Raw genomic sequence first — 23,985 nt, forward strand, 5'->3', positions numbered from 1 at the left:
ATCACGTAGCTTTGCCTACAGGGCTACGAGTAACACTGCTGTCCAGTGGCAAAGGAAAGCGATGATCGTGCAGGCATGGAAGAGCTCATGGAAACCGAAGATCGTCGGTAGGGGATTAGGCCGTTTGGTCGCGTAGAAGACGGCGCCCACGGTGTACGCGAGCCCGCCAGTCACAATAAGGATCATGACTGCTGGGTTGTAGGCCCAAAATGCAGGTAATTGCATCATGGCACTCCAACCGAGGAGAACGTACAAGCTCACACCTAACCAACGAGGAGCGGTCGGCCAGAGGGTTTTGATGGCGATGCCTGCCAGCGCTCCACCCCAAATGATCGAGAGAACGATAATGGCTTGCTTGCCAGGCAGGGTCATGGCCGCAACCGGAGTGTAGGTGCCAGCGATCAACAGAAAGATGTTTGCGTGATCTGCTCGTCGAAATAGACCCATGACCTTATCGGTCCAATTGCCACGATGGTAGAGCGCTGAGGTACCAAATAGCAGGATGGAGCATAGTGCGAAGACTGCGCTGGTCCATTCAGCCAGATGGCCGTTGGCAAGAACGACAAGCACCAAGTTCATCACGATGATCACCGGCGTTGACCATGCGTGGATCAAGCCGCGCCATCGCGTTCGTTCAGTTCCGATTGACAAGAATTTTTTCGGCGCTTGAATTTCAGCGGTGGGAATCAGCGGATCAATGGCCACGGGAGTCCTTTAATGTCGTGCTGGGGGAATGAACCCTAGTGTTTGAAGTCTACGATGAATTTCTGGGTTTCAACTGTGCCTAGATCGGCGTTACAGGCATAAAGGAACCCGCCAGCGATAGCAATGTAAGTTGCTATCGCTGGCGGGTTCTCTACTCGTGCGAGGAGTTGAAATCTTTAGAAGCGACTATGCGCGTTTCTTGGTGATGAATCCCCAGATGACCAAAACTATGAGGGAGCCACCGATTGCAAGGATCCAGCTCCATAGCGACCAGAAGCTCAGATCTCCCTTGCCAAAGACGGCGCCGCCAATCCAGCCACCGAGAATTGCGCCGACGACGCCTAGCAACAAGGTTGCGAACCATCCGCCGCCCTGCTTACCGGGCAGGATTGCCTTTGCAATTGCGCCAGCAATTAGGCCTAAAACTATCCATCCAATGAATCCCATGATTTGCTCCAATGGTCAGATTCTTTAGTGATCGGGTTTGACCACTCATTTCAGAGATTACATGGCTTTGAACTGGGGTTCTACATTTTCGGCGGGAGAATTCTGATTTTTAAGGTAGAAGATTCAACCAGAACTTGAAGCTTCGATCTCATTTGACACGTAAACATGGTTTGATCTGAATTTTTGAAGAGATTGTGAACTGTGATGCCCGTAATGTTTGACAGTCGCAGGTTGCGCTCTTAGGCTTGTTAAATCAGATTTTATCCAAACCAACTGTCCTTAAGTCTGATATTAGGTTTACGCACGACGGAGTGAAAACATGAGTGAACTGGTCCCAGCCATCGTCGTTATGGGTGTTTCGGGCAGCGGTAAAACAACCATCGGTCAGATGCTGGCAGACGAACTAAACCGTCAATTCATCGACGGTGACAGCCTGCACCCGGTGGCCAACAAGAACAAAATGGCAGCTGGCGAAGCGCTCAATGATCAAGACCGTGAACCATGGTTGCGGGTCATCGGAGAAAAACTCGCAGATGGCACCAAACAAGGTGCACCACTGGTAATCGCATGTTCAGCCCTGAAGCGTAGCTACCGAGATCTCATTCGATCTCTGGAACCTTCCACTATTTTTGTGCATCTCACTGGTGGATCAGCTGTCATTCGTGATCGCATGAACGCACGCTCACACGAGTACATGCCGTCCTCGCTACTCGACAGCCAGCTGGCCACTCTAGAACTGCCTACCGTCGATGAAGCAGTGCTCACTGCCGACATTTCTAATTCACCTGAGGACATCGTGCGCCAGCTCGTAGCTGACCTGAACATCGCACACCTCTCCTAAGCCGCGTACCAGAACCTGGTACGAACAAAACATTGATCAAGGACGACAATGACATCTGAGCTCGAAATGAACTGGACGCTGGGTACCCCCGGCCTCCTCGGCCTAGCGGTGGCGGCGGTTGCCGTTCTGCTGGTTCTCATTATTCGATTCCGGGTCCACGCATTCGTGGCCCTCGTACTGACCAGCTTGCTCACAGCAATTGCAGCCGGTATTCCGGCAGCCTCGGTTATTACAACTTTGACCAGCGGCTTCGGCTCGACACTTGCCAGCGTTGCATTGCTTGTCGGGCTAGGCGCCATGCTTGGCCGAATGCTGGAAACCAGTGGCGGCGCCGAAGTGATGACCAACTGGCTGATTTCCAAGTTTGGCGAGAAGCGTGCACCTTTGGCACTATCCGTTGCTTCGCTGCTTTTCGGTTTCCCGATCTTCTTTGACGCAGGCCTCGTGGTCATGCTTCCAATCATTTTCACCGTGGCTCGTCGCCTCGGTGGATCTGTACTTTTCTACGCCATCCCAGCAGCCACCGCGTTCTCGGTGATGCACGTCTTCGTGCCGCCACACCCCGGTCCAGTGGCAGCTTCGGGACTCCTCGAAGCCAATGTTGGCCTGGTCCTGATCCTAGGTTTGATCGTTGCTATTCCAACCTGGTTCTTCTCCGGTCACCTGTTCGGCAAGTTCGTCGGCAAGAAGTTCGACATTCCAGTACCTGACATTTTGGATGCAGCGCTGGGCAATGGCTCTGGTAAAGATGACTTCAAGTCCTCGCCTTCGGTAGGCACCGTCTTCAGCCTGCTACTTCTGCCACTGTTGCTGATCTTCATGAACACCGGTTTGAACATGCTCGGCAGCGCTGGTGTCGTTGATGCTGACGCCGCCTGGGTCACTTGGCTTCGCCTCTTCGGTGAAACCCCAGTGGCACTGCTAATCACTGTCTTGCTTGGCATGTTCCTGCTCGGCTTCCGTAAGGGCAAGGATAAGACCCTAATCGAAACCGTGGTGGATTCGGCGCTTGGCCCAGTATGTTCCATCATCCTGATCACCGGTGCCGGTGGTATGTTCGGTGGCGTTCTGCGCGCCAGCGGTATCGGCGATGCCATTGCTGATTCGCTGCAGTCGGTAGGCATGCCACTGATCATCGCGGGCTTCTTGATCGCGGCGATCGTGCGTCTGGCTCAGGGCTCGGCTACCGTTGCACTGACCACTGCTGCTGCCATCGTTCAGCCGGCCGTTTTGGCCGATGGCTCGTTGACCGCATTCCAGGTAGCCACCATGGTTCTGGCGCTGGCTGCTGGTTCGGTATTTGCCGGTCACGTCAACGATTCCGGCTTCTGGTTGGTATCGCGCTTCTTGCAGATGGATGTCTCCACGACCTTGCGTGTATGGACCGTTGGCCAGGCCCTGGTATCGGTAGTTGGCTTCATCTTCGTGATGGTGCTCTACGGTATTGCCAGCGCAATCGCCTAAGGTATCCAGCGAATAGCGAAAAATCCCTTGCGATCAATGAGTTCAAACTCGTTGGTCGCAAGGGATTTCTTGTTGTCTTGAGGCCTATCGTGAAGACTACTTAGCGTCCTTAGCAGGATCCACAAACAGACGTGGCTGGCCCTCCCAAAGGCTGCAGATTTCATTGTGCGTACGACGCATAATGCTTTCCATGTTCTTGCGGGCACTGGCCGAATCAGAATTGGAGATGGCGTCGGCTACCGACTGGTGCCAGAGCAGTGCTTCCTCGTGCGGACGCTCAGGCATCAGCCCAAGTTCGGTGCGGCCACGAAGGATTGCGCCGATGGGGGTTGAAAGGTTTGCGAACATTTCATTGCCCGAGGCAGCCAGAACAAGCGCATGGAAACGAATATCGAGCTCCAAGAACCGGCGCAGGTCACCCTGGCGGCCATAGTGACTCATTTGAGCCGAGATCATCATGAGCTCTTTGCGCATCGTCTCTGGTGCGACTTCTGCAGCTAGCTCAGCAGCCATGGGTTCCACGGAGATGCGAAGCTCGGTCAGCGAGCGCAATTGTGTGCCCTTCTGGTCACTTGCCAGGCGCCAGCGAATCACATGATCGTCATAGGGATTCCAGCTTTCAGCTCCCATTACACGAATGCCAACACGCTTGGTGCTGGTGACTAAACCAGATTGGGCTAAGACTCGGACCGCTTCACGAATGACTGAACGAGAGACTTGAAGGCGCTGTTCTAAATCTGCTGCGAGCAGAATGGAGCCACGAGGGATTTGTCCGCTGACGATGCGGGAGCCGAGATGCTCAACCACATGAGCGTGCAGACTAGTTGCCATAGGGATAGTTTAGCTAACGACTAGGGACAAATTGTGTTGTGTCCTCCATACACACAGAATAAATATGTTTTAACTTTGGTAGTTCTCTGGGAAACAAGGCCCTGTGCCTAGTAGGATGGGAAGGTCACGTGGTCGTGATTCAGGGGCCATGTTTGTGGTCTCTGTTAAACGGCACACCTCCCCGTAATTGATGGAGACTTATTTTTATGCCTGCACAGATTGGTGTCACAGGTCTGGCCGTCATGGGCGCAAACCTCGCCCGTAACTTCGCCCGTAACGGATACACTGTCGCCCTGCACAACCGCTCGGTTGGAAAGACTGACGCGCTGCTCGAGGCGCACGGCGATGAAGGCGACTTCATCCGCACCGAAAGCCTCGAAGAACTGGTCGCGAACCTTGAAACCCCGCGTCGTGTTCTGATCATGGTTAAGGCTGGCGGTCCAGTAGATTCCGTCATCGACCAGCTGGTACCGCTGCTTGATGAAGGTGACATCGTCATTGACGCAGGCAACTCGCACTACACCGACACCCGTCGCCGCGAAGCTGCGCTGAACGAGAAGGGCCTACACTTCGTTGGCGTTGGCGTTTCCGGAGGCGAAGAGGGCGCACTGCTTGGCCCATCGATCATGCCAGGTGGCTCGGCTGAGTCCTACAAGGCACTGGGCCCAATGTTGGAGAAGATTTCCGCCAAGGCCGACGATGGCGCCCCTTGCTGTGCATGGATCTCCACCGATGGTGCCGGCCACTTCGTCAAGATGGTGCACAATGGCATCGAATACGCCGACATGCAGGTTATCGGCGAAGCTTACGACCTGCTGCGTAGCGCTGCAGGCATCGAGCCAGCAGCACAGGCTGAAATCTTCAACGAGTGGAACCAGAGCGAGCTCTCCAGCTTCCTGATCGAAATCACCGCCGAAGTTCTTGGCCACACCGACGCCGCCACCGGCAAGCCTCTGGTTGACGTTATTCAGGACTCCGCTGGTCAGAAGGGCACCGGTCGTTGGACCGTACAGTCCGGTCTGGACATGGGTTCACCAGTTTCGGCCATTGCAGAATCGGTCTTCGCCCGTTCGCTGTCCTCCCAGCGCGACATCCGCGCCGTGGGCCAGAAGATACTGAGCGCAGACACCACCGAGGTCACCCTGCCAGAGAACTTCATCGAAGACGTGCGCCAGGCACTGTTCGCTTCGAAGCTGGTTTCCTATGCACAGGGCATCGATATGCTGACCTCCGCTGCCGGTGAATACAACTGGGAGCTGAAGCTGGACGAAATTGCTGGCCTGTGGCGTGAAGGCTGCATTATCCGTGCAGCGCTGCTCAAGGACATCACCGCTGCTTACTCCGCTGATGAGAAGCCAGCCAACCTGCTGTTCGCTCCAGCGTTCGCTGAAGCGATCACCAAGGCTGTTCCAGCATGGCGCCGCGTTGTTGCAGTAGCAGTCCAGCTGGGCATTCCCGCACCGGTCTTCTCCTCGTCGCTGGCTTACTACGATGGCCTGCGTCGCGATCGTTTGCCAGCTGCCCTGACCCAGGGCCTGCGTGACTTCTTCGGTGCACACACCTACCGTCGCACCGATAAGGAAGGCACCTTCCACACCTTGTGGAGCGGCGATCGTTCCGAGGTTGCAGCAGAGGATACTCACTAGAGTTTTCACAGCAAAAACCGGCCTTCTTTCAAAGGAATTCCTTAGAAAGAAGGCCGGTTTTTCTTAATAGGAGGCGCATCACAAAGTCAGGAATATTCCCGGGATTACCGGGGATATAACCGTCATGAACTCGCATTCATGGAAAATACCTAAGTAGATCGAGATCTGCTGACAGGTAGCGATTATATAAATTTTTCCATGACAAATTCTTCGCAATCGCAAAAAACAAGAGCACAGCAATTAGCGTCCGAAAAAGAGGGCAAGAGTAAAAAGCCATCGCGCAGAACAGTACTCATTGGCTCGCTAGCGGTCCTCGCCTCGGCAGGTGGCGGTGCGGGATGGGCACTGGACCGATTTGTTGTTGAGCATGTTGAACAAACAGGCGTTACCAGCGCTGCAGCTGCTACTGCAACTACCACTTCAAACACCGCTGCTACCGTCACCGATACCAGCTACACCTCTGATCTAGCCAAGATCAATATCTCCAAGACCGTCACTGGAAGCGGCAACAGCCAAGTCACGTACTTTGTCGCTGACCTACAGCTTTCACAAGGAACAGTTCTTGCCTCAGCCTTCGCCAAAGACAGCTTCGGCGAAAATATCACCGAGACCACGAGCGTTATCGCGGAGAACAACTCAGCAATATTTGCGATCAACGGCGACTACTACGGCTTCCGCGACACCGGCATTATCATTCGCAACGGCGTGGCCTATCGCGATAAAGGTGCACGCGAAGGCTTAGCGTTCTACAAGGACGGCAGCGTCAAGGTCTATGACGAAACAACTACAGACGCAGACACACTTGTCTCAGAGGGCGTATGGCATACCCTGTCCTTTGGCCCGGCAGTCGTAAAAGACTCGGCACAGGTCGATGGAATCGACGAGGTCGAAGTCGACACTAACTTCGGTAACCATTCAATCCAGGGGCAGCAACCACGCACCGCAGTCGGATTCATCGATAAGAATCACTATGTCTTTGTCGTTGTTGACGGTAGATCAGAAGGATATAGCGTCGGTGTGACAATGCCGGAGCTGGCACAAATCATGCTGGACCTAGGATGCGAGACGGCCTACAACATTGATGGTGGCGGCTCTTCGACCATGTTCTTCAATGGCCAGTTGGTCAACAACCCTCTGGGCCGAAATCAAGAGCGCGGAACCTCCGACATTCTATTCATTGCAGGACAGGGAGAAACTCAATGATTCTCCTGATCCCAGCCTACGAACCTGATGAAAAGCTCAACCTACTGATTGATTCACTCGAACTAGAACGCAACGAAACAGTTCTGGTTGTTATCGACGATGGTAGTGGCCCTGAGTCAGAAGAAGTTTTCACTTACGCTCAACGCCAAGGCGCAGTACTTGTCCAGCACCCCGTCAACCTTGGAAAGGGGGCTGCACTAAAAACAGGATTCAGTTTTATCGCGGAAAACTTCCCAGGACATGGCGTAGTCACCGCGGATTGCGACGGACAGCATACCGCTGAGGATATTTACGCAGTCGCAAAGAAAGTTGGCCACAACAGGAGCATCGTTCTGGGCGAGCGTGAGTTTTCAGGCAAAGTACCGCTGCGTAGCCGCTTCGGGAATAAGGTTACTGCCTTGTTCTTCGCGCTATCCACGGGAACCTGGCTCAACGACACACAAACAGGGCTTCGTGGTTTCCCAGCGGAAATTCTTGGGTGGCTCGAAAGTGTGGCCGGCGAGCGCTACGAATATGAGTTAAATATGCTCCTCGAAGCGAAGAGGAATGACATTGCCCTTGAATCGGTGAAGATTCAGACCATCTACCTCGATGACAATGAGAGTTCGCACTTCCGGCCAATAGCGGATTCGATTCGGATCTATGCGCCACTACTGAAGTTTTCGGCTTCGTCGTTGGCAGGGTTCGCCGTAGACACGATTTTGCTCCTGGTGTTCACGGCCTTGTTCAAAGACCTCTTGCCTGCAGTGATCCTGGCACGCCTGGGGAGCGCTGCGGTGAACTTTTGGATCAACCGTCAACTGGTTTTCGCCGAGGGCCGCTCGCTACCGCTGCGCTCAACGATAATCCGATACGCGCTGTTGGCCATTGTGCTTCTCCTCGGAAATTATGAGTTGCTGACGCTGCTATCAGCCATAGGAATTCCTTTGTTGCTGGCTAAGATTCTCACAGAAATCATTTTATTCTTGGTGAGTTTCTCTGTACAAAAACGGTTCTTGTTTCGCAAACGAGGTCGCCAAAGTGTGGTGTTTCAAGATTCACAAGCTGGGCATTTGGTGAATACAGAATCAACACAGAGAGGTATTGAAAAATAGTTATATACCCTCCGAAGAACAGTAATAAATTACTGTCAATTCCCTTTTGAATGAAGAAAGAATGCTCATGAAACGTTCCTTGAAAGTCAAAGCACTAAGTTCAGTCGCCGCCTTATCGCTAGCGCTGACCATGGCAGGTTGTGCAACAAGCGGTAGCGGCACCACCGTCGCGGATGCCATCAACGCAACAAGCAGCGCTAGCAGCGCTTCCACGGTGTCCCAGAGCGACAGCTCAGCAAGTGCAGCTTCTTCCGTATCCGCATCGGACGTTACCGAAGACACTCACTTTGATGAGGACGATCTTCAATGGGACTCGGCAAAAGAAACGACTGTCACTTTGGCTGATGGAAATACACAAGCCTCGGGAACCGACGCGGACAGTGTTTCTGTCGATGGGGATACCGTATCGATTAGCGCAGCAGGCACCTACCGACTTTCAGGTTCACTCAGCGACGGCAAGATTGTCGTTACCGCCAGCAAGGAAGACGTCGTTCGAATCATTTTGGACAACGCGTCGATTACCAGTTCGACTGGCTCAGCAATTCAGATTGATGAGTCCAATGAGACTATGCTTTACCTAGAGGATGGCACCACTAACTCAGTTTCGGATGCGAGTACCTACGCGGATACCTCCGAAGATGCAGCGAATGCAGCAATCTACTCGATGGCAGACCTGACGATCGCGGGCGATGGCTCGTTGGATGTCAAGGGTAATTACCAAGATGGCATCGTTACCAAAGACGGTCTGGTCATTGCTTCGGGACAGGTGACTGTTACCGCAGCGGATGACGGTATCAAAGGCAAAGACTACGTAGCTCTACTAGGTGGAACGGTGGATGTTACGGCTGCCGATGATGGGATCAAGTCCACTAACGACTCAGACGCTGACCGTGGTTGGCTGCACCAGTATGGCGGTGCTCTGACCGTTTCGGCTGGCGACGACGGAATAAAGGCTGAACAGCTGCTGACGCTCAGTGGGGGAACCGCAACGGTCACCGAATCTAATGAGGGGATTGAAGCTCCGACCATCAATCTTTCCGGTGCTACCGTGAATGTGACTGCCAGCGATGATGGAATCAACGCCAGTGTTGGTAGCTCCGAGGACACCGCTCAAGGTGGTGGCGGAGGCATGGATTCCGCACAGGACGCGCACTTGAACATTTCTGGAGGCACGATCACCGTCTCCGCTGATGGCGATGGCCTGGATTCCAACGGAGATATTTCAGTCACCGGTGGCACCACCGTTGTCAATGGCCCAACCAATGGTGGCAATGGCGCACTCGATGCCAATGGCGATATCTCGGTAGACGGTGGCGTACTCGTCGCTGCAGGTAGCGAAGGCATGGCCGAAGGACTTAGCGATTCGTCCAAGCAGTCCGGCGTACAAGCGTCCTTGGGAACCACGGTCGATGCGGGTGTAGCCATTCATATCGTTGATTCAAGCGGAAGCGTCGTAGCTAGCTTTGTGACTTCAAAGGCTACTGCCAATGTCGTGTATTCCAGCTCTGACATCGTTGATGGTGAAAGTTACAGCATTTACACCGGAGGAACCGCCGACGTTGATGCTGGCCTGGGAACCGGTGACATTACCGATGCAACGAAGGTGACCACTGTGACCGCTGGAGAATTCGAGTCCGGTATGGGCGGCGGCGGCATGGGAGGCGGCATGGGCGGTCAGGGTGGCGGTCCTGGTGGCAACTAAAATTCAATAATTCATAGGGTTGATAAGAAACTGAACCCCGCTGTCCCATTCATGAGCTGGGATGGCGGGGTTCAGTGTCGTTTCCGGCAGGTTGTGCTGTGTCTAGGGTTCGCTGATAACGAGTGCTTTTGCGTCCTCAAGTAAGGTGCGGGCCTGTTCGGGTGCAATACGAACCAGCGCAAAGGCAGCAACAACCAGACCAGTGACGGTTGACGCCAAACGCTGTTGAACCGCTGAATCAAGGTCCCCGCGAAATGCTTGGATACCTCGGCTAAAAGCCGATTCGAGTTCCTCACGATATGTCTGAACTACTGCCGAGACATGTGAATCTGTTGATAGGGGTGAGCTAGCGGTATTGATCAGCATGCATCCATTGCTTGTTGGTAATGCATCTGGTTGGCTGAAGATGGAAATGAGTCCGTCAAAATACTCAATGAGTGCATCGCTGTCGACATTTTCGGTAGTTAGTGGTTGTAACCGAGGTCGAACGATTTCATTGAGGTAGCTTTGGACCGCTGCATCGAAGAGGCCTCGTTTTGATCCGAAGGAGTTGTAGATGCTCGAACGGCTCAGCCCGGTGGCGGCCTCGAGCTCTGGGATGGAAGCGGCCTCAAATCCCTTAGCCCAAAAGAGCGAACGTGCTTTTTTGATGACGGCGGTACTGTCGAAGGCTAATGTTCTTGCCATCACATACCTTTCTACTTTCGGAAACGACCATTACAGTATATATTGAAATGGACGTTACAGAATGTTGTTCCGACAAAACTCACAGGAGCTGTTCCCATGATCATCACCGCACTCATCCTGGCCGGATTGGCCGCTTTGCTTCACGTGTACATCTTCTTCATGGAATCCCTCTGGTGGACCACACCGAAGGTTCGCGCAACATTTGGCTCCACCGAGTCTGAAGCTGAAGCCACCAAAGAGATGGCATTCAACCAGGGTTTCTACAACCTCTTCCTCGCCATCGCCGCTTTCGCCGGCATTATCTTCCACATCGCCGGACAGCCAGTGATCGGGACAACCCTGATTTTCGCCGGAGCCGGATCGATGTTGCTCGCAGCCCTAGTGCTGATTATCTCCAGCCCATCTAAGGCAGGTGCCGCCATCAAGCAGGGCGTCTTCCCGCTGCTAGCGGTTATCGCGCTGATCATCGGCGTCACCCTCTAAGTTTTCAAACCCGAAAAAATTCGAATAAGGAAAGGTACTCAACACCATGAGTGAAACCACCAGCACCCAGATCCACCTCGCAAGCCGCCCCACCGGTTGGCCAACCAACGATAACTTCACCGTTGAGCATATTGAACTTGCAGAACTGCAGGCAGGGGAAGTGCGGGTACGCAACGAATTCGTTTCGGTTGATCCCTACATGCGCGGACGCATGAACGACACCCGTTCCTACGTCAAGCCATTCCAGATTGGTGAACAGATCGCCGGTGGAGCCGTAGGCCGTGTCATCGCTTCCGAGGACAGCTCGCTTCCAGTAGGAACTCTGGTTCTGCACCAGCTTGGATGGTCGGATCTTGCACAGGGAGCAGCAGCGAACTTCAAGCAGATCCCAGACCTGCCAGGTGTTCCAAGCTCGCTTCGCCTACACATCTTGGGCATGACCGGGCTTACCGCTTATGTTGGTCTGAAAGCTATTGCCGGTCTTAAGGAAGGCGAGACCGTGTTCATCTCCGGTGCAGCCGGTGCCGTAGGTACCGCTGCCGGACAGATCGCAAAGCTCATGGGAGCCAAGCGTGTCATCGGTTCAGCCGGTAGCCCCGAAAAGGTTGAGCTGCTAACCAGCAAGTACGGATATGACGCTGCCTTCAACTACAAGGACGGCGACGTGCGCGGACAGCTGGCAGCAGCTGCCCCAGAAGGTATTGACGTCTTCTTCGACAACGTCGGTGGAGATCACCTCGAAGCAGCACTGGCTGCGTTCAACGACGGCGGCCGTGCAGCTTTGTGTGGTGCCATCGCCAGCTACAACACCACCGAGCCAACCCCAGGCCCAGAAAACATGTCCAACCTGATCACCCGTGGCCTCAAGCTGCAGGGCTTCACCCTGGCCAGCTACTTGAACTACGGAGAAGAATTCTCCGCACTCATGGGACAGTGGTTCGCCGAAGGTAAGATCGCCTACGACGAAACCATCGTTGACGGAATCGAAAACACCGTTCAGGCATTCGTAGACATGATGGGTGGAGCTAACACCGGCAAGATGCTGGTCCGCATCTAGTCTGCACAGTATTCCCTCGAAGGAAGATCGCGGGGCTTACCGGTCAACACCGGTGAGCCCCGCGATTTCTTATTGCCCCAAGATCCTGTGAATAGGAAGATGTTCGTCTAGGCCCGCGGGGCTAGACGGACCATGCGAGCATCGGTGATCAGCGGCGCCAAAGGATCTTGCACCGTCTGGCCATCAAAAACGAAACCATTGCGTTGATAAAAAGCGATCGCACGAGGATTCTGTTCCGCTACCCAGAGCAGAGCAGGCTGATCGCCAAGCACGGCATCTAACAATTGTTGTCCAGCGCCCGAGCCATGATGATCGCTGAGGAGATAGAGACTATAGAGCTGACGTTCAATTCCCGCAGGACGTTCCTCCATGTCCGGCGAACAGGCCGCGGCAAAGGCGAAACCGACTAAGGAGCCCTCCTGGTTGCAGGCCAGAGCAATACGAAAGTCAGGATTCGTATCTGTCAGAATCCTTTGCCACATGCTCAATCGTTGCTGTTGATGCTCAGCGCTGAAAAAGCCATCCGGTAGCAACTGCGAGTAAGTTTCTTTCCAGCACCGCACATGCAGGCTCGCAAGTTCTTTGGCATCGGCCAACAGGGGTTTTCTTAGGGTGATGGTCAATTGCTGTCACCGACATACTCTTTGAGGTGAGTTCCGGTCAGTGTCCCAGATGCGCAAAGAGCCTCGGGAGTACCTTCAAAGATGACCTGCCCGCCATCATGACCTGCGCCTGGCCCCAGGTCGATGACCCAATCGGCATGAGCCACTACCGCTAGATGATGCTCGATAACGATGACGGTGTTTCCTTCATCAACCATTTCATCAAGCAGCCCCAAGAGGTTTTGAACATCGGCCATGTGAAGGCCGGTGGTGGGTTCATCAAGCACATAGGTTCCAGATCCTTTGCCCAGGTTAATGGCTAGCTTGATGCGCTGACGCTCGCCACCAGAGAGGGTGCTGAGCCGCTGACCAAGTTTAAGGTAGCCCAGACCCACTTGATTCAGTCGGGTCAACATGGCTTTAGCCTTCGGAACCTTCAGCTGTTCTAGCGCCTGTTCCATGCTTAGATCCAGCACTTCACTGATGTTCAGACCATCCAGGGTGTAGTTCAAGACTTCCGCGGTAAAACGCGTCCCTTCACAGACTTCACAAGGCAAGGCCACTCCGGCCATAGATACCAGGTCGGTATAGGTGAACCCAACGCCTTTACAGTTCGGGCAGGCGCCTTCAGAATTTGAGCTGAACAAGGCAGGCTTGACCGAGTTAGCCTTGGCGAACGCTGCACGAATGGGATCCATGATCCCGGTATAGGTCGCCGGGTTGGAACGTCGCGAACCACGAATGGCACTTTGATCTACGACTGCCACATCCTCACGCTTGGAAATCGTGGAGTGGATGAGCGTCGACTTTCCTGAGCCGGCAACACCGGTCACGGCACAAAGCACGCCGGTAGGAATATCAACATCGACATTCTTCAAGTTATGCGTTGACGCGCCACGAATTTCTAAAGCGCCCGTGGGGGTACGAAGCGTCGACTTGAGCGGTACTCGTGTGGAGAAATGCCTGCCAGTAAGTGAATCACTTTCTAACAGCCCCGACACATCGCCGCTGTAACATAAGGTTCCTCCGTGCGTGCCGGCTCCCGGGCCAAGATCGACGACGTGATCCGCGATTCTAATAACTTCAGGCTTATGCTCCACAACAAGAACGGTATTTCCCTTGTCCCGCAAGTTGGCCAGCAGTCCGTTCATGCGCTGAATGTCGTGCGGATGCAATCCCACGGTGGGTTCATCAAAGACGTAGGTAACATCCGATAGCGCACTGCCTAGATGGCGGATCATCTTTACGCGTTGGGCCTCGCCACCAGACAGCGTCCCTGCTGGACGGTCCAGCGATAGATAGCCCAGACCCAGTTCAACCATGGATGAAAGCACTGCACTCAGATTCGTTATCAGTGGTGCCGCATCATCGATCTGGATTTTTGAAAGTTCACCGGTGAGTTCCGAAACTTGCATGGCAGTCATATCAGCAATGCCTAAGCCATTAATCTTTGAAGCGCGAGCCTTCTCACCAAGTCGAGAGCCTTCGCAGACGCTACATGGTGCCGTGGTGGAAATACGCTCAATCCACTCACGGATGTGGGCCTGTTTGATTTCCCGCCCAGAGAGAATGTAGTTGTTCTTGATACGAGTGATCAGCCCGGAATAGCTCATATTCGCACCGTTGAGCTTGACCTTCCCATCTTCTGCATAAAGCAACCGATCCAGCATTTCTTTGGAGAAGTCTTTGAGCTTTACATCAAGGTCAACCTGGGTGCCTGCAGTCAGGGTTTGCCAGAGCCAAGCGCCGGGAGCAAAATTGGGTGCTTTGATGGCACCTTCATTGAGGGTCTTGTCCCAATCGAGGAGCTCGTCTAGGTCAATGCTGGCCTCAGTTCCAAAACCTTCACACACCGGGCAGGCTCCCTGTCCCAAGTTGAATGAGTAGGCGCCGGCGCCACCGGCGCTAGGAGTGGAATACCGTGAGTACAGCACACGAAGCAGTGAATAGGCGTCGGTTGCCGTGCCTACCGTAGAGCGAGAGTTGGAGCCCATGCGTTCTTGGTCCACCACAATTGCAGCAGACAAGTTTTCTAGGACTTCCACATCTGGACGCGGCATCGAAGGCATGAACGTTTGGACGAACGAAGTATAGGTTTCGTTGATCAGACGCTGGGACTCAGCTGCGATGGTTCCGAAGACCAATGAAGACTTCCCGGATCCTGAGACACCGGTAAAGGCGGTGATGCGACGTTTGGGAATATCAACGTCAATGCCTTTGAGGTTGTTTTCCCTCGCTTGACGGACTCGAATCATGTCATGGGTGTCAGCAGGATGCAGGTTCATACCGCCAACATTACTAACTGCTTGGCGTAGGGGATACTTTCAAACCAGGCCAAATCTCGGGTGCTCGGTGCCACCAGGTCTCGGCGACGTGATGGCGGTATGCGCTCGCCGAATGTATGAACAGTGCGTGCTAGCTCCATGATCTAGACTCATCGCTTCATTCTGACCGGAGCTCCAAAGAGAAGAATATGATTCACTTATTCAGTGACTCAAGGGCTTGACCGCTGAAAACCGAACATAATGAAGAATTGTTAGGCATCAGACCTCATATCTTCGAATATGAGCGCAACTTTTGGTTTTCGCCAACAGTTCACACTATTTCTAGGTTTTCCGATGTCGCATTAGTATTGTCGAGGCGTGTGCTACGACACATCGGTGGCATGCCAATGTAACTCTGTGATCCCGAAACATCAGAAGGACCTTCATGAAGCTGCTGAAATCTATCCCATTACTAGGCTGGGTGCTGCTCGCCATCATCTTAGGCGTTCTGTTAGGCCCGGTGATGCCGGTTTGGTTAGGAAGCCTGTTCCTGACTTATAACTCGATTTTCTCTGGCTTCCTGAACTTTGTTGTCCCGCTGATTATTTTCGGCTTGGTCGCCCCAGCTATCGCAGAACTCGGTAAGGGCGCAGGAAAGTGGTTGGGTATTACCGCCGGTATTGCCTATGCCTCAACTTTGGCTGCTGGCCTACTCGCATACTTTGTGAGCCGTTGGTTGTTTACCCAGTCGCTGTCAGGTGGTGGGTTAGAAGCCATCGGTGAGGGCGAAGGTTCTGGTTTTGAAGCTTATGTGTCACTGGTTAGTAGTGCAGGGGACTCGGCAACCGAGATCGTCTTGCCGCCAGCCTTGGACGTAATGACTGCTTTGGTCTTGGCGTTCATTCTTGGTTTGGGTATGACTGCTTTCAAGTCCAAGGTACTTTTCCGTGGTGTGGTTGAATTCCGCACCATCATCGAGATGGTCATCCGTCGCATTGTCGTCCCAGCTCTGCCACTGTTCATTTTCGGTATCTTCTTAGATCTCTCGGCCAGCGGCAACGCGATTACCGTGGTCACGAAGTTCCTCTTGGTTGCTGTTGTCTCCTTTGCACTGACCTTGGTTGTTCTGCTCGCCCAGTACTCAATTGCTGGTGCGATGAACAAACGCAATCCACTGAAGGCATTGTGGGGCATGCGCGATGCCTACTTCACCGCTTTGGGAACTTCTTCTTCGGCAGCGACCATCCCGGTTACGCTCGCTTCGGCTAAGAAGAACGGCGTCTCCGATGCCGTGGCAGGATTTGTTGTTCCACTGTGCGCAACCATTCACCTCTCGGGTTCCATGGTGAAGATTACCTGCTTCTCCATCGCTGTACTCCTGCTGACTGGTGGAGACGTGAGCTTTGGATCCTATCTACCATTCATCCTGATGCTCGGTGTCATGATGATCGCTGCCCCTGGTGTTCCTGGTGGCGCAATTGCTGCGGCAGCTGGTCTGTTGGGTCAGATGTTGGGCTTCGGCGATGTGGAAGTTGGCCTGATGTTCGCCGCCTACATCGCCTTGGATAGCTTCGGAACAGCAACAAACGTGACCGGCGACGGCGCCGTGGCGATGATCATGCAGAAGCTGACCAACGGCAAGCTCGGGGTACAACCTCAAAGCGATGACGATGAGGTCGTTGAAATGGCTGATGGTAGCCAGAACACTGCTCATCAGCTAGGCGAGTAGTACAAAGACTAAAGCTAAGAGCCGTTGTTCACACACTGTGTGAACAACGGCTCTTAGCTTTGGTCGGTGTTGAAACTAGATCCACATGGCTGGATCGATGTACTCAGCTGGATCCACTGCAGGTTTGCGTTCCTCGGGCCTGCGTGGGCGGTTCTGCGCCGGGATGCCAGTAATAATGGATCCTTCAGGTGCGTCTTTGACGACAACAGCGTTGGCACCAACAGCTGAATCAGCTCCAATGACGATGGGGCCCAAAACCTTGGCGCCAGCACCAATGACCACACGGTCGCCAATGGTCGGGTGACGTTTGACCTTAGCCAAAGAACGTCCACCAAGGGTCACACCGTGGTAGAGCATGACATCCTCGCCAATTTCAGCGGTTTCACCGATGACGATGCCCATGCCGTGGTCAATGAAAAAACGACGACCAATCGTGGCACCGGGGTGGATCTCAATTCCAGTCAGGGCGCGGGTAGCTTGAGACAGCAGACGTGCTGGCCATTTAAGTGATGGGTTCTGCCACATCTTGTGAGCCAACCGGTGCATCCAAATGGCGTGCAATCCCGAATACACGAAAAAGTTCTCGGTATCACTACGTGCTGCAGGATCGTGCTGTCGAGCTGTGGCTAGGTCTTCACGCAGCCGGGAGAAAAAACTCATGAATACTACCTTAGGGGTTACGGTTCGCTGTGGTGGAATCCGAAGACGTCACACAGTAAATCGGCGCGAGCTACACCGAATTTGGTCTCTATTAGACCCAACGGTGGCTCGCGCCGATTTATTCTGATTTGCCGAAACTAATTAGCCGCGGATGTCGTCAAAGAGCAGGGTGGAGATGTAACGCTCACCGAAGTCAGGGATGATGGCAACAATCTGCTTGCCAGCGTTCTCTTCACGAGCAGCGATCTGCAATGCGCCCCACACAGCTGCACCAGCGGAAATACCGCCGAGGATGCCTTCCTTGACGCCCAATGCGCGGGCGGTGGAGACCGAGTCTTCGATGCTGGCATCGAGAACTTCGTCATAGAGTTCGGTATCGAGGACCTCTGGGATGAAGTTTGCGCCCAAGCCCTGGATCTTGTGTGGGCCTGGCTTACCACCGTTAAGGATTGGGGAATCCTTTGGCTCAACGGCAACAATCTTCAGATTAGGGTTCTTTTCCTTCAAGAAACGACCGGCACCGGTGATGGTGCCACCGGTACCAATACCTGCTACGAGGATGTCAACGTTGCCTTCGGTGTCGTCCCAGATTTCTGGGCCGGTGGTGTCAGCGTGGATCTGTGGGTTGGCAGTGTTGGCGAACTGCTGAGCCCAGACAGCGTTCTCCGAAGTAGCCACGATTTCCTTGGCCTTCTCCACAGCACCACGCATGCCGTCGGCACCTGGGGTCAAAACGATCTCTGCGCCGAAAGCACGCAGCATCACACGACGCTCGGTGGACATGGTCTCAGGCATGGTCAAGATGACCTTGTAGCCGCGGGCAGCGCCAACCATGGCCAGGGCGATACCGGTGTTGCCGGAAGTACCCTCGACAATGGTGCCACCTGGCTTCAATGCGCCGGACTTCTCAGCGGCATCAACAATTGCGACACCGATACGGTCCTTGACGGAGTTGGCTGGGTTGTAGAATTCCAGCTTTACGGCGATGTTGCCGGCCAGTCCTTCATCAAGTCGGTTCAGCTTTACCAGCGGGGTGCGGCCGATAACTTCGGTGACGTTGTTGTAAATCTTGCCCATCTTTTATGCAGTCCTTACGTGACTCATTTCGGCCGCTATTACCGGCGGCGAGTTACTTGCAGGTGACCGGCGCAATGGCACGGACACCGTAGAGGTTCATATCCAACCCTAGTAGGCGATTCGTCTAGCTACGCTTCATTTAGCCATTGAGCGTAATATTTCCTGACCTTTGCGAGTTTTGGATCAATAATCACGCGACAATATCCGACATCTTGGTTCGCAGAGTAATAATCCTGATGTATTTGCTCTGCAGGATAGAAATCTTTTGACTCTTCTATGGTGGTGACGATCGGATTAGGGTAAAGTGGCGCAAATTTGTTCATTGCCGTGGTGAATTCTGCGCGTTGCTGATCATCGAGTGGGAACATCGCTGAGCGATATTGGGTTCCCACGTCGTAGCCCTGACGATTAAGTGTGGTGGGGTCATGAACGGTGAAGAACATATCCAAGATGACTTCAGCCGGGATGATCTGCCGATCAAAAATGACGGCGACCGCCTCAGCGTGTCCGGTGGTTCCGGAACACACTTGTCGATAATCCGGATTGCTGGTGTGTCCACCGATGTACCCAGAAATCACAGCGTGAACGCCACGAGTGCGCTGATAAACCGCATCTAAACACCAGAAGCAACCTCCGGCCAAGACGAAAGTTGTCAGCTTGGTGTCATCGAGCTGCAATGAGGGGCTGAAGTGATGGGGCGATTGAAGGCTGAGAATACTCACATAGTTCATAACGACGCGGCGTTGCATTCTGTTCCATCGCTGTCGGCAACGCGTAGGGTGGATCATATGCAGAGCAAGGCAAATAACTCGCAAGAACCGGGGAAGAAGAATCCGACCCCGGACGCTGCTGCGCTGAAGCCCGTCACCGATGATGAAGCAAAGCAGCCTGAGGAAACAAAATCCTCAACGGCAACAACCCTAGGCAACGTCCTTGAAGCAGTAGAAGAGCTTTGGCCACAATCCCTGGCCGAGAACTGGGACGCTGTGGGGCTAGTGACCGGACGAACCAGCCAGCAGGTTTCTAAAGTCGTTATGGCCGTGGATCCAACGCTGGAGGTGATTGAAGATGCGATCGAGCGTGGGGCCGATCTGCTAATCACTCACCACCCGTTGCTTCTACGCGGCGTGACTCAGGTGGCTGGCACCAGCTTCAAGGGCGAAGCAATCCATCGCCTCATTGAAACTGGAACTGCACTGCTGACCGCACACACCAACGCCGACAGTGCCATCGGGGGAGTCAACGACGCCCTGGCCGATGCCTTCGGTCTCAAAGAATGTGTTCCCTTGGTGGAGTCCAAGGATGGTCTGCCCGAAGAAGGGTTAGGCCGTGTGGGCTTCTTGGAAAAACCGATGAAGCTCGAAGACTTCGCGGAACGTGTATATACCGTTCTACCTGCCGTCGCCGGTGGTGTTCGTGTGGCTGGTGACCGGAGCGGGATTATTCGAAAAGTAGCCTTGTGCGGGGGAGCAGGTGACTCACTGTTCGATGCAGTTCGCTCGCATCAAGCGGATGTGTACGTCACCGCTGATTTGCGCCATCACCCGGCCAGTGAAGCGCGTGAAGCTGCCAACGGCGGATTCCCTTATCTCATTGACGTATCGCACTTTGCCTCAGAATGGGTTTGGCTATCGGCCGGCGCTCGAGCGCTAGCTAACGTCTTGAACGATTTGGGTCATGCGGTGGAGATAGAAATCTCGCAGATTAATAGTGATCCTTGGGACTTTGTTCTCACCCCATAGACCATTGCAACAATGCTGCATCATCTAGAAATCTGGGTTGATGACTTAGCAGCCAGCACAGCGTCGCTTGGCTGGCTGCTGTGTCGTATTGGCTACCAAATTCAGTCGCAGTGGGCCAACGGGATCAGCTATGAATTTGGTGATCACTACATCGTTCTTGAATCTGGTCCTGACCTTCTGCACCAACGCCACGAACGACGCTCACCAGGGCTGAACCATGTTGCCTTCAGGTTGCCTAATGCCGAGGACGTTGAAGCTGTTGTCGCGGAATCGATACAGCATGGATTTACTTTGATGTTTGCTGATAAACATCCGTATGCCGGTGGACCGGATCATTACGCAGCGTACCTTGAAGACGACGCTGGATTCGAAATTGAATTAGTCGCTGTTGATTCTTCAACACCGCATGAGAAGCAACAAGGGCGAGTTTCAGGAAAACTGTTGCCTGAAACCCACCCCACTGCATCGTCCGGAAACTAATTAGTTAGTTATCGGTCGAAGAGATCCGTGACTGGACCTTGGTTTCGCCGTTTTGTGCAGTTGCCATTTTGCCTAGGCCCATGACTTTGCCTGCAGAAGCTTTGACGCTGGTTTGCAATTTTCGCACGGTGCTGGTCTTGGTTTCTCCCGCATCTATCGATGCGAAACTGAACCCCGGTCCCGTGACGTCACGCAGACGAACATTACCGGTATTGGTAACTGTCACGTCGTAACTGAGCCAGGTGCCGGCCTTGTCCGAAGAATTGTTCGTGGCAGTGCTCGGAATCGGTTCTGAGACTGCAACGGAGAAACTTGGCTGTCGCTGGATCAGATCAACTTCTTCTCCGGTGATGGTGTACTGATCCACGATGGTGTTATTTCCGATGCGTCCGGAAGTCCAATGGGTTTCCGGAACAAAGTAACCATCGGATAGCTCTTCGCTCGTTACTTCGTGACGCGGTGTGGTGCAGGCGTATGCTGCCGCTGCGGCCAAGTTGGAATAACGGCAGTTCCCTGCAGGACTCGTTTGGCCTACCGGGCTGGCAGCAAAGGGTGAGAAGTTGCCGTCGGTCGGGACAACCCATTGGGCGATGTTGCCAATGCTTGTCACGTTGAAGGTATAGGGCAGTTTTTCGCCAACAACATACGGGTTAGTTGCTAAGTCTCGTGTGCTGTCTGCGCGTTGGCCCTGAACTTTAATACCGGTTGTTTCTGGGGCTGTGATTTTCCCTGAAATCGTGGCTTGAGAGGTTTTTCCCGAAGTGCTGGTGAACTGCACCTGCAGGCTTTGGTTCCCGTTGCCGGAGGCTGCGACCTTGACCGGGAGAGTCACTGTGGTGCTGGCGCCAGCGGCAAGGTTGGAAACTACCTGGGGTTCGGTACTAAATACGTCGGTGTTAGTTGCTGTGATGGATCCGGAGATTGCCTGCGATTCCTGATTGGTGATCGTCACCGGCAACTCAAGCGTAGTTCCAGGATTAGTGGAAAAGGAGTCCGCCGTCATCGGAGCACAAACGTAGTTCAGCCAGTCCTCATCAAATGTAGCGAACTGCATGGCGTCGGTGTAGTTCGCCTCGTAGAACACCGCGTACTTTCCATTGTCGATGGCTTCGGCGACAGAATAGGCCGAGGTGCCGCGACGGATGGTGCGTAACCCTGGCCAGGTCTTTCCGTCATCGCACGATACGCGGGCGGAGACGTTAGACCGTGATGATTGAGAATTGGCCCCGGTGTAGAGAAGCTTTTTGGCTTGTGCACTGTTGGCTTCGGCGTCAGGGAACATTTGGGTGATGTGCGCGTTATTGGTGGGATCGGGCAAATTCTTGTCTTGAGTTACCGCAGAATAGCTATGCCCGCCGTCCTCGGAGATTGCGACCTTTCGGTAACCTCCGCCGGAGCTGTCTCGTGCGTTGAGCATTAATCGTCCGTCGGAGAGCTCAACTACCTTGTTTTCATCCATGGCAGTTCCGGTAAATTCACCACGTTGCCAGGTCACACCTCCATCATCGGAATACACCGAGTACGCCTGAATGGAGCGGCTGCCGTTGGCTTGCATCACATCACCGGCGAACTGCTGCACAAGTCGCCCTGCGTATTTGCCGCGGGTGATTTGAATGCCTTGACCTGATGTGGCAAAAGTTGAGCGTACTGCACCGGTCACCGCGCTATCGCCAGGCTTGACGACATCTGTGATCAGACGAGGTGCGCTCCATGTTGTGCCATTGTCGGTGGACTCGACCACGGCTGCGCTGAGCACCTGTCGGTTGCTGTCGTCATGGCCCCAGGTGCTTCCGGCGAAGCCCTGATCTTTGGAGTAAACGAAGAAGGCGAAGACTTTTCCAGTGTTCTTGTCGAAAACATAACTGGGTCAGAGTATCCGTATTTGCCTGTCGAGCTGTCACCTGCAAATCCGGCGGCGATGGTGGTCATCGGTCCCCATGTCGCACCATTGTCGGTGCTTATTCTTTGCACAATGCTGTTGGGATTTGGCGCATCGTTGGCATTTGAAGGCCTGGCATCCCAAGCGGCGAGCACTACACCATTTCCAAGGTGTGCCAGCGCGGGGATTCTGTAAAAGAAATTCTGGTCAGTGCGGTCGGAACCGAGATTGATCTCGGTGTACGTTCCCGGAGGGGTTGTTGGGTCGGCTTCTTCGACGGACGAGGCCGCCATGGCTGGGGTGATGCTCAATGATGGGATGGTCAGACTGAGCGCTAGGGCCGTGACCAGAATTTTTCGATGCTCGTGCCGAACGTGACTTCGCATGGGCTAGTTCCTCACAGAGGTAGAGATCCGAGTTATCAAAGGACGTATGACGTAGGACGTCATACGTGAAGCCTATGTGAAATGGATCACTAGCGGAAGTGGGTAGAGCTGTTCTTTTGAAAGATTTCGGGAAAGTTGGGCGGAATTTACTTTGCTGTGATGAAGTGATGATCTTCAGGAAGCAAAATATTCAGGGCAAGACCCTTTTTATCCTCAACAAGAGTTGCATCCCAGCGAGACTGAATGAGCTCAACTAATTCCTCTGGTGTCTCTGGCCCGGTCTCTTGCTCAACCAAGAAACGAGCCACTTCACCGCGTGTGTGCTTAGCAAAGTGGGAGACAACTTTCGGAATGCCATTGCGCAGCTGGAAGACGTTGATGGCAACGCATTTGCCGTTACTTGGTTTGTAGGCGGCAGCGTAAGTGCTTGAACGCGCATCAACGATTAGCTGTTCTGTGGCCGCTTTGTCCAAGACTGGAGCGAGTCGTTTCTTCCACCAGCTAGCCAGTTTTCCCAAGGGTTCAAGCTTCACTGACATGGACAGTCGGTACGGAGGAATGCGGTCACCAAAACGCACTGCACCCCAGAGTGCGGAAATTACCACAATGCTTGCGTCGGCCCGAGCCTGGGCTGCAGGAGTTAGTGACGCATAGCCCAAGGCTTCGAAGAGGACACCGGAATAAATATCGTGTGCCTTGGCGGCCGGTTCTGTGTGCAAGTTGATATTGCGTGCAACTTCGTTAGCCAATGACGCTCCTACTCCCAGAACGCTCATCGCATCCTCCCGGCTTGAAACTTCAGCCAGTGCCTCTAGAACTAGATGCCGTTCATCGGTGAGTTCGGAAAACGAAAGATCAGCGAGGTCAAAAGGGGAGCCTTCAGCATGGGCGGTTTTACCCTCGGAAGGTGGTAACAAAATAAGCACGCCTTCCAGCTTATCGGAGGAACACAGGGTGAACGCCATTGATGAATCCTGTTGAAGCATGGGCCTGTGGGTAGGCCGGA

General features: G+C 53.8%; 22 protein-coding genes and 1 pseudogene. 11 read left to right on the top strand and 12 right to left on the bottom strand.

The annotated features are described in order from the left end of the window. Positions 1–15: 15 nt before the first annotated feature. Both trhA and QMQ05_RS07570 read right to left on the bottom strand, forming a co-directional pair. Positions 16–705, bottom strand: coding sequence for a PAQR family membrane homeostasis protein TrhA (gene trhA / locus QMQ05_RS07565; protein ID WP_345474327.1), 690 nt, complete (start codon positions 703–705; stop codon positions 16–18). 186 nt (positions 706–891) lie between these two features. Then, positions 892–1,152, bottom strand: a complete 261-nt coding sequence (locus tag QMQ05_RS07570; protein WP_345474329.1) for a GlsB/YeaQ/YmgE family stress response membrane protein — start codon at positions 1,150–1,152, stop codon at positions 892–894. A gap of 319 nt (positions 1,153–1,471) precedes the next feature. Here QMQ05_RS07570 and QMQ05_RS07575 point away from each other — a divergent pair, with 319 nt between their 5' ends. Next, entirely contained in the window at positions 1,472–1,993 is a 522-nt protein-coding gene (locus QMQ05_RS07575; protein ID WP_345474331.1) for a gluconokinase, read from the top strand. 48 nt (positions 1,994–2,041) lie between these two features. Further along, entirely contained in the window at positions 2,042–3,457 is a 1,416-nt protein-coding gene (locus tag QMQ05_RS07580) for a GntP family permease (RefSeq protein ID WP_345474333.1), read from the top strand. A gap of 96 nt (positions 3,458–3,553) precedes the next feature. Here the strand turns inward: QMQ05_RS07580 and QMQ05_RS07585 are convergent, their stop codons facing one another. Further along, the gene (locus tag QMQ05_RS07585) at positions 3,554–4,288 is read right to left on the bottom strand and encodes a FadR/GntR family transcriptional regulator (protein ID WP_345474335.1); all 735 of its coding nucleotides are present in this window, start codon (positions 4,286–4,288) and stop codon (positions 3,554–3,556) included. A 206-nt stretch (positions 4,289–4,494) separates the two neighbouring features. On the opposite strand from QMQ05_RS07585, the gene gndA reads away from it, so the two are divergent. From gndA to QMQ05_RS07605, 4 genes are all read left to right on the top strand, one after another. Then, positions 4,495–5,934, top strand: coding sequence for an NADP-dependent phosphogluconate dehydrogenase (gene gndA / locus QMQ05_RS07590; RefSeq protein ID WP_345474337.1), 1,440 nt, complete (start codon positions 4,495–4,497; stop codon positions 5,932–5,934). A 198-nt stretch (positions 5,935–6,132) separates the two neighbouring features. Next, on the top strand, positions 6,133–7,137 hold the full coding sequence (locus QMQ05_RS07595; RefSeq protein ID WP_345474339.1) for a phosphodiester glycosidase family protein: 1,005 nt from the start codon (positions 6,133–6,135) through the stop codon (positions 7,135–7,137). Continuing rightward, positions 7,134–8,231 carry a bifunctional glycosyltransferase family 2/GtrA family protein gene (locus tag QMQ05_RS07600; RefSeq protein ID WP_334121581.1) on the top strand — a complete coding sequence of 366 codons (1,098 nt, stop codon included), beginning with the start codon at positions 7,134–7,136 and terminating at the stop codon, positions 8,229–8,231. The genes QMQ05_RS07595 and QMQ05_RS07600 overlap by 4 nt, the downstream gene beginning before the upstream one ends. A 67-nt stretch (positions 8,232–8,298) precedes the next feature. Further along, a complete protein-coding gene (locus QMQ05_RS07605) occupies positions 8,299–9,933 on the top strand; it encodes a carbohydrate-binding domain-containing protein (RefSeq protein WP_345474342.1) in 1,635 nt (544 codons plus the stop codon). A 102-nt stretch (positions 9,934–10,035) separates the two neighbouring features. On the opposite strand, the gene QMQ05_RS07610 is transcribed toward QMQ05_RS07605, so the two are convergent. Continuing rightward, positions 10,036–10,620, bottom strand: a complete 585-nt coding sequence (locus QMQ05_RS07610; RefSeq protein ID WP_345474344.1) for a TetR/AcrR family transcriptional regulator — start codon at positions 10,618–10,620, stop codon at positions 10,036–10,038. Between the two features lie 96 nt (positions 10,621–10,716). Here QMQ05_RS07610 and QMQ05_RS07615 point away from each other — a divergent pair, with 96 nt between their 5' ends. Beyond that, positions 10,717–11,103, top strand: a complete 387-nt coding sequence (locus QMQ05_RS07615) for a DUF1304 domain-containing protein (RefSeq protein ID WP_334121578.1) — start codon at positions 10,717–10,719, stop codon at positions 11,101–11,103. A 46-nt stretch (positions 11,104–11,149) separates the two neighbouring features. After that, complete coding sequence (locus tag QMQ05_RS07620) at positions 11,150–12,160, top strand: NADP-dependent oxidoreductase (RefSeq protein ID WP_345474347.1); 1,011 nt, start codon at positions 11,150–11,152, stop codon at positions 12,158–12,160. A gap of 107 nt (positions 12,161–12,267) precedes the next feature. Here the strand turns inward: QMQ05_RS07620 and QMQ05_RS07625 are convergent, their stop codons facing one another. Continuing rightward, positions 12,268–12,756, bottom strand: a complete 489-nt coding sequence (locus tag QMQ05_RS07625; protein WP_345474349.1) for a GNAT family N-acetyltransferase — start codon at positions 12,754–12,756, stop codon at positions 12,268–12,270. Between the two features lie 23 nt (positions 12,757–12,779). Then, the gene (locus QMQ05_RS07630; protein WP_345474351.1) at positions 12,780–15,047 is read right to left on the bottom strand and encodes an excinuclease ABC subunit UvrA; all 2,268 of its coding nucleotides are present in this window, start codon (positions 15,045–15,047) and stop codon (positions 12,780–12,782) included. A 424-nt stretch (positions 15,048–15,471) separates the two neighbouring features. On the opposite strand from QMQ05_RS07630, the gene QMQ05_RS07635 reads away from it, so the two are divergent. Next, positions 15,472–16,755: a dicarboxylate/amino acid:cation symporter gene (locus tag QMQ05_RS07635; protein WP_345474353.1), complete on the top strand. Its 1,284-nt coding sequence runs from the start codon at positions 15,472–15,474 to the stop codon at positions 16,753–16,755. A gap of 75 nt (positions 16,756–16,830) precedes the next feature. On the opposite strand, the gene epsC is transcribed toward QMQ05_RS07635, so the two are convergent. From epsC to msrA, 3 genes are all read right to left on the bottom strand, one after another. Continuing rightward, a complete protein-coding gene (epsC, locus tag QMQ05_RS07640) occupies positions 16,831–17,415 on the bottom strand; it encodes a serine O-acetyltransferase EpsC (protein ID WP_334121573.1) in 585 nt (194 codons plus the stop codon). Positions 17,416–17,556: 141 nt separating this feature from the next. Then, a complete protein-coding gene (gene cysK / locus QMQ05_RS07645) occupies positions 17,557–18,492 on the bottom strand; it encodes a cysteine synthase A (protein ID WP_345474355.1) in 936 nt (311 codons plus the stop codon). 128 nt (positions 18,493–18,620) lie between these two features. Continuing rightward, complete coding sequence (gene msrA / locus QMQ05_RS07650) at positions 18,621–19,148, bottom strand: peptide-methionine (S)-S-oxide reductase MsrA (RefSeq protein ID WP_345474676.1); 528 nt, start codon at positions 19,146–19,148, stop codon at positions 18,621–18,623. A gap of 132 nt (positions 19,149–19,280) precedes the next feature. Here msrA and QMQ05_RS07655 point away from each other — a divergent pair, with 132 nt between their 5' ends. Both QMQ05_RS07655 and QMQ05_RS07660 read left to right on the top strand, forming a co-directional pair. Next, positions 19,281–20,234: a Nif3-like dinuclear metal center hexameric protein gene (locus QMQ05_RS07655; RefSeq protein WP_345474357.1), complete on the top strand. Its 954-nt coding sequence runs from the start codon at positions 19,281–19,283 to the stop codon at positions 20,232–20,234. 12 nt (positions 20,235–20,246) lie between these two features. Then, positions 20,247–20,714 carry a VOC family protein gene (locus QMQ05_RS07660; protein WP_345474359.1) on the top strand — a complete coding sequence of 156 codons (468 nt, stop codon included), beginning with the start codon at positions 20,247–20,249 and terminating at the stop codon, positions 20,712–20,714. 4 nt (positions 20,715–20,718) lie between these two features. Here QMQ05_RS07660 and QMQ05_RS07665 read toward each other — a convergent pair. The 3 genes and pseudogenes from QMQ05_RS07665 to QMQ05_RS07675 all read right to left on the bottom strand — a co-directional run. Beyond that, positions 20,719–22,509 (bottom strand): annotated as a pseudogene (locus tag QMQ05_RS07665) (exo-alpha-sialidase); the annotation flags it as partial. Continuing rightward, positions 22,407–22,979, bottom strand: a complete 573-nt coding sequence (locus QMQ05_RS07670) for a sialidase family protein (RefSeq protein WP_345474361.1) — start codon at positions 22,977–22,979, stop codon at positions 22,407–22,409. The pseudogene QMQ05_RS07665 and the gene QMQ05_RS07670, both read right to left, overlap by 103 nt. A 146-nt stretch (positions 22,980–23,125) precedes the next feature. Continuing rightward, positions 23,126–23,944 carry a YaaA family protein gene (locus tag QMQ05_RS07675; protein ID WP_345474363.1) on the bottom strand — a complete coding sequence of 273 codons (819 nt, stop codon included), beginning with the start codon at positions 23,942–23,944 and terminating at the stop codon, positions 23,126–23,128. Between the last annotated feature and the right edge of the window lie 41 nt (positions 23,945–23,985).

It is taken from the genome of Glutamicibacter sp. B1 (assembly GCF_039602135.1).
Taxonomy (GTDB): domain Bacteria; phylum Actinomycetota; class Actinomycetes; order Actinomycetales; family Micrococcaceae; genus Glutamicibacter; species Glutamicibacter ectropisis.